We start from the raw sequence: 13613 nt of genomic DNA, 5'->3' as shown, positions 1-13613 counted from the left end.
GACAAGTAGCTGACGACTTCCTTGCAGCGGGATGACATCGTCGATGCTAGGCATCCTTGCGGTCGGAATGACCCAGCGGCCTTTCCGGGGCGATCAAGTCCCGCAGGCGCTGCTTCAGCTCCTTGAGTTCAGGAAAGCGCCCTTCCTGCTTGCGGGACCAGACCACTTCCTCGCCGATGACGATATCGAACACACCGCCACTGCCCGGGATCAGCGTCACCCCGCCCAATTCATCCTCGAAGGTCACCAGCAATTCCTGCGCTGTCCAGCCCGCCCGCATCAGCCAGCGGCATTGTGTACAATAGGTGATGGTGACGATGGGTTTGGGATCAGTCATCAGTGACACCGGGACGCGCAACCTCGAGCGCCTTCGGATGGCGCTTGATCATCCAGAACAACATGGCCAGACCAGGCACTGCCATGGCGATCGACAGGAAGTAATAATTGGCCCAGCCGAGAACATCCGCCAGACCGCTAAATGGCGATGCGAGTACTGTCCGGCCGAGCGCAGCCAATGCCGAGAAAAGAGCGTATTGCGTGGCCGTGAAAGCCGTATTGCAGATCGCGGATAAAAAGCCGACCAGCACGACGGCACCCAGCGCCCCAGTCAAATTTTCCACACCGATGGTGAGGTAGAGAAAATGGACATCGGCACCCACTTCCGCCTGAACCACATAGAGAAGATTTGACGCCGCCTGCAGGACTCCACCGATGATCAAGGATCGCGCAACACCCAGTTTGATCATCATCAGCCCGCCCAGGAAGGTACCAAGCAATGTGGCCAACAAGCCGAAGACCTTGGTCACCTCGGCTATCTGCAACTTGTCGAAACCGATCTTGGTATAGAAGTAGCTGGCGTTGACACCGAGAACCGCATCGCCGAGCTTGTAGAGAATGATGAAGGCCAGCAGTGCCTTCCATCCGTCACGTGTTGCGACGTCGGCAAACGGGCTGAAGACCGAAGAGTTCAACCAGCGGCGAAAGCTCTGATACGATTGCGGACTCCTGCTTCCGGCTGCGGGCAACAGTTTCAGCATGATCAGCGGAATGGACGCGGCAGCAATTGTCGCCATGAAATTTGCGGCCGCAACCTGCCACTTTTCCACGCCCAAGAAATATGCGGCTCCACGTGTGATGGCGAGATATGTCGCAACGGCAACAACAAGGGCAACAACGACAAACACCACGCCCCATAAAACACCGGTCTCCGTTGTTAAACTCGCAGTCACAGTCTTGGTAACTTCCGGTTCCCGAATGGCAAGGATCGTCACGACACCGACAAGCACGCAGGCAGCCATGACAGCATATGCCGCTGTCCATCCGAAATATTTTGCGATGACCAAGGCGCCGGCGCCGGCAACGAGTGAACCGGCGATGCGGTATCCATAGGTGACCATTGCGGCACCAGCACCCTGCTGCTCCTTTTCCAGCAATTCGATGCGCAAACCATCGATAACGATGTCCTGACTTGCCGAAAAAAAGGCAATGCATACGGCAGCGGCCGCTGCCAAACCCGGCCACGTCGCAAGATCGACCAACCCAAGACACAGAATTGAAAGTGCCAGAGGCAATTGACAAGCAAGTGCCCAGCCGCGCCGACGACCGAATGTACGGAAGCCCAAGGGTGGCAGCGACCGATCGATGATCGGCGACCACACGAATTTAAGCGCATATGAAACACCGACGAGGGAGAAAAGACCTACCGTCGCTACATCGACACCCGCGTCGGCCTGCATGATTTGAAAAGTACCGCCGGTAAGAGCGAGAGGCAGGCCGCTGGAAAAACCCAACAGAAAGACAGCGATCAGCCGTGGTGAAAAATACATTGCCAATGCGCTGGTCCAACCGCTCTCTTGCATGCTCACGCCCTGGTTCCTTCCGCCGGTAGCCGCCCGACTCGGGGCAAACTGGCCGCCATGCTGAATCATCTGCCGCGCTGGAGCAATCGACGCCTTACTTGGGCTTCAGCTGCTCGTTGAGATCGTGGAGCGTCGACGCATCCAACTCACCAATGCGCTTGGCGAGCCGGTTGGCGAGTTCGGTGGCGAGCGGCGTCAAGCCCCCGGTCTCGATCGTGACCTTGGGATCGGAGAGATCGGCCAGGGCTTTGAGATCGTCGACCTCGTCCCAGGCGAGGTTGAAATAGGCAGCGACCTGTTGCACGAAGCCGGCCTTGGGCCGCGCCCGGTGGCCATGCTCCAGCGCCGAGAGATAGGCGGAGCTTACCTTCAGGGCCTTGGCCATGTCCTTGAGCTGGCGGTTATGCTGCTGGCGCAATTCGCGCAGCTTTTGTCCGAAGGGTGTCATGCCGCCCGGAGCTTAGGCAGCGAGGGGCGAAGCCGCAACAGGCTTAGACGGCGATCTGGAATCGCCCCGTGGCGCGGCTGTCCTCAAGGGCTGGCTGGCCGCCGGCCTGACGATAGGCGCGGTCGGCGGAGCGGAGCGGCGGATCATAAAGGCCAGGGCGCAATTGCTCCTGCGCGATCAATTGTGCGAGGAAGGGCGCGGAGGGTGTGGCCAGCGTGGCGCCGGCAGTCCCGGCCGCGCGCGGCGCCTCGCCGCCGCTCCGGACCCGTTCGGTTTCCGCCTCATCGCTTCGGGCCGTGCCAGCGCTTCTTGAGGGCACACCATTGTCGCCCGCCAGCGCCTCGTCGGCACGGCCACCGTCATAGACCCGGAAGCGGAAGGATTTGGCACGGGCAGCATTCGCATCGTCGGAATCGCGTTCGACCGCTGCCACCAGATCGCGGGAATCCGTCTGGCGCGTCCTGGTTTCGGTGGCATCCAGGGGAATCGCGTTCGCCCGGCCCGAAACGACCGGCGGCGGCAGAGCGAGGATGCGACCGATATCGGCCATGCTAAACGGGGTTCCTTTGCATCCGGGACCTCAAGGACGCGAGGGCACCGCTGCCACCTTCAACAATTAGATAGAATTTTAGATAAATTGGATTTAGGGACAAGCCGATTCAAGAGCCGGGACCTTCCGAATCGATCCCTTTTTGTGTGGGCCGGCTGATTTTCTCGAGTTTAACCAAATATTTACCATGCTGATCCGCCCCTTCCCCGCTTGCATGTCACAGCTTGGTCGCAAGCGAATGCGTCGCAAACAATGCCCGATCAGTCAGCTTTTAGGATTTTGTTTAGACTCTGGCGCTAGGGTCCGCAGATGGTACCAGGCGGTGGCGATACAGGAGCGCTCGTGACGGCCCTGAGGAACGAGCAAGGTGCGGATCCTTTGTCGCCAGACCCGATCACTGAATCGGGTACGGGTGACGTTGATTGGGTCCGCGCTGCGATCGGAGCCTCGGGCGATATCCTCTATCGTTGGGACATTCTTTCCGACCGGTTGAGTTGGGCCGGCGAAGTCGAAGATGTGCTGGGCGAAGGCGAACAGGCCATCGCCAGCGGCCACGGCTTCAACAACCGCATCCATCCCGAAGACCTGCCGCGCCGCCTGAAGGCGCTGTCCGACCATTTCAGCCAGGGCGATACCTATGATTGCGAATACCGCATCCGGAACGCCCAGGGTGTCGTCATCTGGGTGCATGACCGCGGCCGCGTCGAAATCGACGGCAACGGCATGCCCCGCGCGATGGCCGGCGCCATGCGCATCATCACGCAAAGAAAGCAGAACGAAGCTCGGCTGGAGCGGATCGCCAATTACGACGAGTTGACCGGCCATTTCAACCGCGCGCGGCTGCGCGACGAAGTCGAGCACGCCCTGTCCTTCAGCCGCCGCTTCCGCGTCGAGGGCGGCTTCCTGGTGATCGGCGTCGACAAGCTCGCCATGGTCAACAACGCCTATGGCTACGAGATCGGCGACGCGGTGCTGGTGGCGATCGGCCAGCGTCTGGACCGGGTATTGCGCGCCAGCGACGTGATCGGGCGCTTAGGGGGCGACCGCTTCGGCGTGCTGCTCACCAATTGCCCGGAAGATTGCGTCAGCACCTGCATGGACCGCATCATCGACGTGATGCGCGACCAGGCGATCGAGATCAACGGCCAGTCGATTCCCATCACCGTTTCGATCGGCTGCGTCTTGTTCCCGGGCCTGGTCAACACAGCCTATGAAGTCATGACCAAGGCGGAATCCGCCCTCGCCTATGCCAAGAAAGCCGGGCGGTGCTGCGCCAACATCTATCGCCCGTCGGAACAGCAGACCTTGCTCCACCGCCGCGCCCTCGACATGGGGAATCAGGTCCAGCAGGCGATGCGCGAACAGCGCCTGATCTTCACCTATCAGCCGATCGTGGCGGCGCAGACGCTCACCGTTTCGAAATACGAATGCCTGTTGCGGATGAAGGATGCGCGCGGCGAGATCGTGCCGGCCGGCGCCTTCATTCCGGTGGTCGAACAATTGGGCATGACGCGTCTCATGGACCGCTATGTGCTCGACATGACGGTCGAGGAATTGCGCCGCGATCCACAGACCGTGCTCTCGCTCAACATTTCCGGCCTCACCGCCACCGACCAATCCTGGCTGCGCGCCCTTATCGCCGCGGTGAAATCCACCCCGGCCATCGCCGAGCGCCTCATTGTCGAGATCACCGAGACGGCGGCCCTTCACGACATCGAGGAATCGGCGCGCTTCGTCAATGTGGTGCGCGATGTCGGCTGTCGCGTGGCGATCGACGATTTCGGCGCCGGCTTCACCAGCTTCCGTCATCTGAAGGCCCTCACCGTGGATCTGGTGAAGATCGACGGCTCCTTCGTGCGCAACCTCGCCAACAATGCCGACCAGCAACTTTTCATCCGCAATCTGATGGGCCTTGCCGGCACCTTCGGCCTGGAGACCGTGGCCGAATTCGTCGAGAACGAAGCCGACGCCAAGGTGCTGATCGATGCCGGCGTTCATTACCTGCAGGGCTATTATTACGGCCGCCCGCAATTCGAGCGCCCCTGGGCCATCGGCGCCAAGATCCAGCCGGTCTAACCATCTCCCATCCCGACGTTTGCTTATCACCGCGCGCTGCGGCATAAAGCGGCGTAATGAACGAAACCGGTACATTCCAGGCACCCGCAGCCACGGGACTGGCCGCCCTGCCGGCCTTGCTCGCCCTCCATGGCGAGGCGGTCTGGATGGATCATGGCGCAGCCCCGCCGGCCCGGCTCAATCACGGCACGGCGGCCTTGAGTGCCCGCGCCCGACCGCCGCTGCTGGTCCATGCCCCGGCAACCGCCCGGCGCCTCAAGATCGAGCGCTTTCCGGCCTATGATCTTCTCGAGCTTTATGCCTTCGTGCGGCCGGCGAGTTTCTGCCTGCCCACCGCCAAGGGTGTCGCCGAGGCGCTCGGCATCGCGGTCCCCGCGCATCACGATGCGCTGGCCGAAGTGCGACTGCTGCACGAAAGTGCGCGGCTGCTGCTGGCCGAGCTCAATGGCCTGGCCAAGCACAGGCGCCGTGTCATCGGCCTTGCCTGGGCGATGGGGCGGGCCGGCTGGGCCTGGGGGCCGCTGGTCCTCGCCGCCCTCGATTTCCAGTCGGAAAATGCGGGCGGCAAGGCGGCACCCGGCATCGGCGTCTGGGACGAACTGCCGGAATGGTCTGACGGCGCACCGCCGCCCGAGCCCGACCATCAGCCGATCCAGGCCGAGGAAACCCGGCGGCGCCTCGCTGAGCTGATCGGCGCCGAGGCTGAACAGCGCACCAGCCAAGCTGATTTCGCCGCCGGCCTGGTGCCCGCTTTCGTGCCGCGCCCGGAAGAAGGAGCGCCCAACGTCGTGCTGGCCGAGGCCGGCACCGGTGTCGGCAAGACCCTGGGCTATATCGCCCCGGCAAGCCTCTGGGCGCAGCGCAATCAAGGCCCGGTCTGGATCAGCACCTATACCCGGCATCTCCAGACCCAGATCGATCAGGAGCTGGACCGGCTCTATCCCAATCCGGCGCAGAAGGCGCAGAAGGTCGTCATCCGCAAGGGGCGCGAGAATTATCTCTGTGTCCTCAATCTCGCCGAGATGGGTGCGCAGATCGCCTCGCGGCCGAATGATGCCGTGCCGTTCGGCTTGGCCGCACGCTGGACCATGGCGACGCGGGACGGCGACATGGTGGGCGGCGATTTCCCCGGCTGGTTACCCGACCTCATCGGCCACGGCCGCGCCTTTGCCCTCGCGGACCGGCGCGGCGAATGTATCTACGCCGCCTGTCCGCATTACACACGCTGCTTCATCGAACGTTCGGCGCGGCGCGCCAAGAAGGCCGAGATCGTCATCGCCAATCATGCTTTGGTCATGGTGCAGGCCGCGATGAACGGCAACAGCGAAGAGCAGCGATTACCGACACGTTATGTCTTTGACGAAGGGCATCACCTATTCAGCGCCACCGACAGCGCCTTCGCCGCGCACCTCACAGGACAGGAGACGGCCGATCTCCGCCGCTGGCTGCTGGGTGCGGAAGGCGGACGTTCGAGCCGCGCCCGGGGCCTCAAGCGGCGGCTTGATGATCTGCTGCTTGACGATGCCGAGATGCCGGAACTGGTCGAGGCGGTGCTCGCCAATGCCAAGATGCTAGCCAGCGAAGGCTGGCAGCAACGCCTCATCGACCAGCAGGCCCTCGGTGCCACGGAACGCTTCCTGCTGGCCGTGCGGCATCAGGTCCTGGCGCGCGCGGCGAGCCCGCGCAGCGGCTACAGCCTGGAATGCGCCACCAGCCCGGTCGAAAGCGAGATCGCGATCGCCGCCGTCACACTCGACCGTGCCTTGAAGTCACTGATGGAGCCGATGCAGAAGCTGGCGGCGAAATTGCTGCGGCGCCTCGACGACGAGGCCGATCAATTGGAGAGCGCGCAGCGCCAGCGCCTCGATGCCATGGCGCGCGGATTGATGCGCCGCTGCGACAACGAACTGGGTGCCTGGCGCGCGATGTTGCGCGCTCTCACCGATCCGATGCCGCTCGACGACAAGCCGACGCTCTTCGTCGATTGGTTCGGGCTGGAGCGCAGCGATGGCCGCGAAATCGACCTTGGCATGTACCGGCACTTTCTCGATCCCACTGCGCCCTTTGCCGAAGCGGTGATGAAGCCCGCCCATGGCATCGTCATCACGTCGGCGACGCTGAGCGACGGCAGCGGCTCGGATATCGCTTGGCAAGGCGCCGAGGCGCGGGCCGGCACCAATCATCTGCCGCTGCCGGCCTATCGCCTGCGGGTACCCTCGCCCTTCGATTACGCGCGCCAGACCCGCGTCATTATCGTCAACGATCTCGACAAGGATGATCTTGCCCAGGTGGCTGCCGCCTATCGCACGTTGTTCATCGCCGCGGGCGGCGGGGCGCTGGGCCTCTTCACCGCGATCCAGCGCTTGCGGGAAGTCCATAAAAGGATCGCCCCGGCGCTTGAATCTCACGGCCTCAATTTGCTGGCACAGCATGTCGATGCGATGGACAACGCGACCCTCATCGACATCTTTCGCGGCGACCGCGATGCCTGTCTTCTGGGTACCGATGCCGTGCGCGACGGCGTCGACGTGCCGGGGGATGCCTTGCGCCTCATTGTCTTCGACCGCGTGCCCTGGCCGCGGCCCGATCTTCTCCACCGGGCGCGCAAGCAGGCCTTCGGCGGCACCGCCTATGAGGACCAATTGACGCGGCTGAAACTGAAACAAGCCTTCGGACGCCTGATCCGGCGCGCCGATGACCGTGGCGTTTTCGTGCTGCTCGACAAGGCAATGCCCTCGCGCCTGCTCTCGGCCTTTCCGGCCGAGGTCAGCGTCGAGCGGATCGGGCTCCGGGCCGCAATCGCTCAGGTTAACGCTTTCCTCGGTCCGGCAGAGGGCACCGAAATTGCCTGATTTTAAGGCTTTTCCCGGGGGTTGAGCGAAAAGCAAGCCGCCGCTATTGTGGCGCCGGATTCACGCCCATTCACATTGGGGGCCAGGCGCCTCTCGGCGCCGCGCCGATTTCACCACATTCCTTCAGCAGACAGGATCGACCGATATGGCGAGCATCAATCATCACACCGCCCTCATCTACACCATGATTCTGGTGTCCGCCGCGGATCGCGAAATGACCGATGCGGAGATGAACTCGATCGGCGACATGGTCGGCCATCTGCCGGTGTTCCGCGATTTCGACCAGGCGAAGATTGCCAAGACCTCGGCTTCCTGCGTCGACCTCCTCAACGGCAAAGAGGGCCTCGACGGCGTCCTCAAAAAGATCGCCGAAAGCCTGCCGGAGAAGTTCCGCGAAACCGCCTATGCCCTGGCCTGCGATGTCGCGGCTGCCGACGGCAAGGTGACGGAAGAGGAAGCGCGCATGCTCGACCTCATCCGTTTCGAGTTGAAGGTCGGCAAGCTGGTGGCCGCTGCCATCGAACGCGGCGCCCGCGCGCGCCACATGACGCTGTAAGAGAGTCTCGCCCCTCCCAACCCTCTCCCCGCAAGTGCGGGGCGAGGGTTGGAACGTTCTGAGTGTTACGCCGCCGAGCGAAGATTGCCGTGGGCGTATTCCATATAGAGCTGGCGGGCGCGGCGATAGATCGGTCCCATCTCCAGCGCCCGATCCTCGATGCCGGTCACCGGCATCACCTTGCCGTAATTGCCGGTCGAGAAGATCTCGTCCGCATCCAGGAGATCGGCCGGCGTCAGGCTGCGTTCATAGACCGGAATGCCGGCGGCCATGAAGAGGCGAATGAGGCGCTGGCGCGTAATACCGTTGAGGAAGCAGCCGTTATGCGCCGGCGTGATCGCCGCGCCATCCTTGGCGATCCACAGATTCGACGACGCGAATTCGGCGACATTGCCCAGCGGATCCAGCATCACGGCGTCGTCGAAACCCTTGCTGCGCGCTTCGCCCGAGGCGCGGCCGGCCTGCGCGTAAAGACAGACAGCCTTGGCATCCGTGGGTGCCGTTTCCGGCGACGGGCGGCGGAAGCGCGAAATCATGACGCGGTTGGCCTTGGGTTCGGGCAGCGGCGTCAAGGTGAGCGAGATGCAGATGCGGGTGCTGGCCGGGTCCGGCGCCATCCAGCCATCCTCGGACCACATGAAGGGCCGGATGTAGAGATGGGCGCCGCGGGGAAAGCGCAAGATGCCATCACGGCAGATCTCTTCGATCTCGCCCGCTGAGAGCGGTGAGCGCAAACCGACATTGAGGGCCGAGCGGACGGCACGACGGCAATGCAGATCGAGATCGGGGGTGACACCGTCAAAAGCGCGCGCGCCGTCGAAGATGCCGCCCATCAGCCAGGTCGCATGATCGAACGCCCGCATCAAGGGCGGATTGCCGGTGACCCATTTACCGTCGATGAAATGCCATTGCTCCATGGCGCGCCTCATTCCGACTGGCGGCACGGCATTGCTGATTGCAATCCAGCGGGATCGAATTGGGCAAGGTCAACATGCCGCCATGATTTAAAGATAAACGCTAGGCCGCTTTTTCAGGTGGCGTCAAGCATGGCGGCCGCAATTCAGCCGCAGGCGCGATCAGCCGCAGCCGGGTTTTCGCCGGCTCTGTCATCGGCGCAAACCGCGTTGCCCGCCGATGGATTGCAATTATTTGATCGCTGTCGCTCGACCTCTGCGACCATTGCAAGCCCTGCGATCCGCAGATTGGTCCAGGCCCGCTGGGCATGGGGGTCGTCGCCAGTGGAAAAAGTCGTCGCAGATCTGCGCGCGGCGACCCAGCGCGCTAGCCGCGCCGCCACCCGGTCGATCTCGCGCCGGAGCGCCTCGGCTTCGGCCAAAGCGGCCGCCTCGGCACCCCCGAAACGTTGCCAGCGCCGGACATCTTCCGGCAGTCGGTCGAAACGCAGTCCACTGTCTCCAGGGCTGCTGTCTCCGGGGCCGCTATCCCCTGGCTGTTCCGCATCCACTGTCATCACCTTCCCGGCCATTCGCGACGACAGAACATATCACGAACATTGGGCTTGGAAAAGGTCTCGGTGGTAATCCCGCTACGGGACAGTCGGGCTAGGCCCGCTGCAGAGGGCCTTACTGGGTGACCCAGAGAATGCGGGCGGCGAACCGAACTTGGTCCTGAGGCAGGAATTGAGGCTGCCCGGAATGCTTGATCGTCTCGGTGTAATAGCCGTCGGCATCATGGCGCACGACGCGTCGGATCAGCGTGCCGCCATTGGCAAGACCCAGAACCACGCGGTCGCCGCGGCGGATTTCTACCCCGCAGCTGGCGATGACGGTATCACCATCGCGGTAGATGGGATCGAATTCGCCACCGCTGATTTCGATGCCGAAAGCATCACGACCGACACTGCCCTCGAAATCGAGATGACCCCAGCCGGTTCCGGTCGGCTGACCGGCATTGCTGAAGAAGTCGCCGCTGGTCAACCGCTCGAGCGGCAGGACCGGAACGGTCCGTGCCTGGCCGGAACGCATGACCAGACGACCGCCGGCGACCGGCTGGTCGAACCCCGCGGGACCATGGCCATTGCCCAGCGCTTCGCCACTATGCGCGCCCGTAAGCAGCACAAAATCGAGAAAGGGCTCGCCGGTGACGGCGAGGATCTTCGACAATGATTCGGTACTCGGCCAACGCGGCCGCCCTTCACGCGTGATGCGCTTCGACGGATTGAAGGCGGTGGGGTCAAGCCCGGCCCGACGCGCAAGACCAGAGGCAGAAAGACCGTGTTTGGCGGCGAGTCTGTCGATACCGCGCCATACATCGGCGTGCTGCAACATGGGAACTGACACGATCGCGTCTCCTAACTGTTACGTCAGAATACGACTCGCTTTCCGCAGCCCCAGTATCGAGCGATTCTAGTTGATACTCCCTGCTCCGAGATCAGACCCCGAATTCGGGACCTCATCCCCCTCACCGATTGCGACGCTCCCCCCGAAGCGATCCGCATTCCTAGTGAAGACAGAAGTCATTTTAGCGCAGGTTACGCGCAGAAAGAACATCCGATTTAGAGATAATTGGTTGTAAATAGTTCTCATTTCTGATGAGAATAAATGCCGAAATCCTGTACTAAATCTACCAAACCGGGACCTGCAATATTGTTCGTTTGCCAACAAATCAAGATTGGACCGGGTCGAGATACATAACGACACCCGAATGGACTGGATAAAGTGCAAAAGCTTTCTTCAAAACGCCGCCGCGATGGCCGCGCCGCCTGCGGGCTGGTTCGCCGCCGCGGGCTGTGCGACCTTAGGCGCCTCTCCGACCGGCATCCTCGATCCTCATGACCTTTCCCGCCTGGCTCTACCCATTCCTGCGGCCGCTGCTCTTTCAGCTCGATGCCGAAAATGCACATCGCCTGGCCGTGCGCGCCCTCGCCGCGACACCCGCGCAGGCGGGATCATCGGCCGAGGATGTCATGCTGCGCCAGATCCTCTGGGGCCGCAGCTTTCCCAATCCGCTGGGCCTTGCCGCGGGTTTCGACAAGAATGCCGAGGCCTATCGCGGCGCGTTCGGTCTGGGTTTCGGCTTCGTCGAGATCGGCAGCGTGACACCGCGCCCGCAAGCCGGCAATCCGCGACCGCGTCTCTTCCGCCTGATCCACGACCGCGCCGTGATCAACCGCATGGGCTTCAACAATGACGGCATGGCGCGCGTCGCCGAACGCTTGCGAGCGCGCGACCGCAAGGCCGGCATCCTCGGCATCAATCTCGGCAAGAACAAGGAGACCGAGGACGCAGCCGCCGATTACGAATTGGGCGTCGCGACCCTTGGGCCGCTCGCTGATTATCTGGTGATCAACGTCTCCTCGCCCAACACGCCGGGTCTGCGCGCGCTCCAGGGCAAGGCACCTTTGGCGGCCCTCGTCGATCGGGTGCGGGTGGCACGCGACGCCCTCGCGGCCGACATATCGAAAACGCAGCCACCGCTTCTTCTCAAGATCGCACCAGACCTCACCGCCGAGGATCGCGTCGACATCGCCGAGGTGGCGCTCACGCATGGCCTCGACGGCCTCATCATCAGCAACACGACGATTTCGCGCCCCGCTCATCTGGCGCCCGCATTCGCCGGGGAAGCCGGCGGCCTCTCCGGAGCGCCCCTCTTTGCCATGTCGACCGCCTTGCTGCGCGACATGTATCGTCTGATCGAGGGCAGGCTGCCACTCATTGGCGTGGGCGGGATCGCCTCGGCGGCCGACGCCTATGCCAAGATCCGTGCCGGCGCCAGCCTGGTGCAGCTCTATTCGGCATTGGTCTATGAAGGGCCTGGCCTGCCGGCGCGCATTGTCGCGGAACTGCCGGCCCTGCTGGCCCGGGACGGATTCAAAAGCATCGGCGAAGCGGTGGGGGCGGATCATCGCTCATGATGACTTTTTCATTGGCCATGCGAGCAACCAACGGGTAGTGCTATTGCCATGAATCCACGGGCGCATTTCCTGCTTTTCATGATCTATGTCCTGGCGGCGGTGGCCTTGGCCATCTGGTTGCCGGAATTCATGCCGATGGTCTCGCCGATCCTGGGCGCCATCGCCGGTGGCTTCGTGTTCCTGGTGGGTGGATTGCTGCATCAATCGGCCCTCAGCAGCCGCCGCAACCAGGCGCAGGCGCGCAACTTCGCCGAGCTCGCACGTCAGGTCGAATCCATTCTCCGCGATCAGCGCAGGCTCGAGGATGACATGCTGCAATTGCGGGCAAGCCTCGCCAATCTCGCGAATACGCCGCAGCAGGATGTGGGCGATGTGGTCGCCGAGGTGAAAGTCCTGCAGAAACTGATCGAACAGCTTTATTCGGCGCGCGCCATATCGGCGCCGGGCAAGGCCGCGCAGCGCCCGCCGGCGCCTGCCAAAGCGGCAGCCGCGCCGACCCTGGTCGTGACGAAGCCTGGCGAGGATACACCCAGTGCGATCCCGCTCGATCAGCCCTTGCGCCAGCCGCTACAAAGCCCGCCACCCGCCGCCGGGAGCCAGGCGAGCCTGCCCATGCCGCCGGTGGCCTATGATCTCGACGAAGCGGAAGTGCTGGACGTGTTGCGCGATGGATTGCGCGAAAACGGTGTCGAGCTCGCCTTGCAGCCGATCGTCAGCCTCCCGCAGAGAAAGCGGCGCTATTTCGAATGCTTTTCGCGCATCCGTCTGGCCGATGGCCGCGTGATGATCCCCGATCAATACATCGAGCTTGCCGAACGTCATGGCCTGGTGACCGCGATCGACAACATGCTGCTGTTCCGCTGCATTCAGACCCTGCGCCGGATCCGGAAATCGAATACCAGCGTCGGCTTCTTCCTCAACATCTCGCATTACACCCTGGCGGACCGCGAGTTCTTCCGCGAGTTCATCAATCTGATGGCACAGAACGCGGAGCTCGCCCCGGCCATCGTGTTCGAGTTTTCGCAACGCGCGATGGAATCCGCCGACGATGCGCTGCTGGGCGATTTCGAACGGCTGGCGCAGCTCGGCTATCGCTTCAGCCTGGACCAGGTGACGCATTTCGACATCAACCCGGCGGTTCTTTCCAGTCGCCATTTCCGTTATATGAAGATCGAAGCCGAACGCCTGATCGCGGCAGCGCGGGCTGGTGCGCTCGGCGAGGATCCGCAGGATTTCAAGCGCATGCTCGATTCCTTCGCCATCGACCTCATCGCCGATCACATCGAATCCGAGCCGATGCTTCTTGAACTTCTCGACCTTCATCTCGATTTCGGCCAAGGCTATCTTTTCGGCGAGCCGCGCCTCGCGCGCTCCGGCAGCAACGTGACACAATAAACC

General features: G+C 62.8%; 12 protein-coding genes. 5 read left to right on the top strand and 7 right to left on the bottom strand.

The genetic code is table 11. The features are described 5' to 3' along the window. Window positions 1-46: 46 nt before the first annotated feature. The 4 genes from ACE3PR_RS07430 to ACE3PR_RS07415 form a co-directional block, all read right to left on the bottom strand. Window positions 47-337 (bottom strand): SelT/SelW/SelH family protein, encoded by a 291-nt coding sequence (locus ACE3PR_RS07430; RefSeq protein ID WP_374369936.1) that lies wholly within the window; start codon window positions 335-337, stop codon window positions 47-49. Then, complete coding sequence (locus ACE3PR_RS07425; RefSeq protein WP_374370761.1) at window positions 330-1859, bottom strand: MFS transporter; 1530 nt, start codon at window positions 1857-1859, stop codon at window positions 330-332. The genes ACE3PR_RS07430 and ACE3PR_RS07425 overlap by 8 nt, the downstream gene beginning before the upstream one ends. Before the next feature lie 94 nt (window positions 1860-1953). Next, window positions 1954-2307, bottom strand: coding sequence for a helix-turn-helix domain-containing protein (locus tag ACE3PR_RS07420; RefSeq protein WP_374369933.1), 354 nt, complete (start codon window positions 2305-2307; stop codon window positions 1954-1956). Between the two features lie 43 nt (window positions 2308-2350). Continuing rightward, entirely contained in the window at window positions 2351-2857 is a 507-nt protein-coding gene (locus ACE3PR_RS07415; RefSeq protein ID WP_374369930.1) for a hypothetical protein, read from the bottom strand. A gap of 342 nt (window positions 2858-3199) precedes the next feature. Here ACE3PR_RS07415 and ACE3PR_RS07410 point away from each other — a divergent pair, with 342 nt between their 5' ends. The 3 genes from ACE3PR_RS07410 to ACE3PR_RS07400 all read left to right on the top strand — a co-directional run bounded on the left by ACE3PR_RS07410 (window position 3200) and on the right by ACE3PR_RS07400 (window position 8341). Continuing rightward, a complete protein-coding gene (locus ACE3PR_RS07410) occupies window positions 3200-4933 on the top strand; it encodes a putative bifunctional diguanylate cyclase/phosphodiesterase (RefSeq protein ID WP_374369927.1) in 1734 nt (577 codons plus the stop codon). A gap of 56 nt (window positions 4934-4989) precedes the next feature. Next, window positions 4990-7785 carry an ATP-dependent DNA helicase gene (locus tag ACE3PR_RS07405; RefSeq protein WP_374369925.1) on the top strand — a complete coding sequence of 932 codons (2796 nt, stop codon included), beginning with the start codon at window positions 4990-4992 and terminating at the stop codon, window positions 7783-7785. Window positions 7786-7930: 145 nt separating this feature from the next. Then, window positions 7931-8341, top strand: coding sequence for a tellurite resistance TerB family protein (locus tag ACE3PR_RS07400; protein ID WP_374369922.1), 411 nt, complete (start codon window positions 7931-7933; stop codon window positions 8339-8341). A 65-nt stretch (window positions 8342-8406) separates the two neighbouring features. Here ACE3PR_RS07400 and ACE3PR_RS07395 read toward each other — a convergent pair whose 3' ends face one another. From ACE3PR_RS07395 to ACE3PR_RS07385, 3 genes are all read right to left on the bottom strand, one after another. Continuing rightward, window positions 8407-9258, bottom strand: a complete 852-nt coding sequence (locus ACE3PR_RS07395; protein WP_374369920.1) for a branched-chain amino acid aminotransferase — start codon at window positions 9256-9258, stop codon at window positions 8407-8409. Window positions 9259-9401: 143 nt separating this feature from the next. Beyond that, window positions 9402-9812: a hypothetical protein gene (locus ACE3PR_RS07390; protein WP_374369917.1), complete on the bottom strand. Its 411-nt coding sequence runs from the start codon at window positions 9810-9812 to the stop codon at window positions 9402-9404. Window positions 9813-9924: 112 nt separating this feature from the next. Then, window positions 9925-10641: a helix-turn-helix transcriptional regulator gene (locus ACE3PR_RS07385; RefSeq protein ID WP_374369914.1), complete on the bottom strand. Its 717-nt coding sequence runs from the start codon at window positions 10639-10641 to the stop codon at window positions 9925-9927. Window positions 10642-11132: 491 nt separating this feature from the next. On the opposite strand from ACE3PR_RS07385, the gene ACE3PR_RS07380 reads away from it, so the two are divergent. After that, on the top strand, window positions 11133-12215 hold the full coding sequence (locus ACE3PR_RS07380) for a quinone-dependent dihydroorotate dehydrogenase (RefSeq protein WP_374369911.1): 1083 nt from the start codon (window positions 11133-11135) through the stop codon (window positions 12213-12215). Window positions 12216-12263: 48 nt separating this feature from the next. Then, window positions 12264-13610 (top strand): EAL domain-containing protein, encoded by a 1347-nt coding sequence (locus ACE3PR_RS07375; RefSeq protein WP_374369909.1) that lies wholly within the window; start codon window positions 12264-12266, stop codon window positions 13608-13610. Window positions 13611-13613 lie beyond the last annotated feature (3 nt).

The sequence above is a fragment of the Dongia sp. genome (assembly GCF_041909655.1).
GTDB lineage: Bacteria > Pseudomonadota > Alphaproteobacteria > Dongiales > Dongiaceae > Dongia.
The sequence above is the reverse complement of the archived record's forward strand: the minus strand, read 5'-3'. Positions and strand labels throughout refer to the sequence as shown.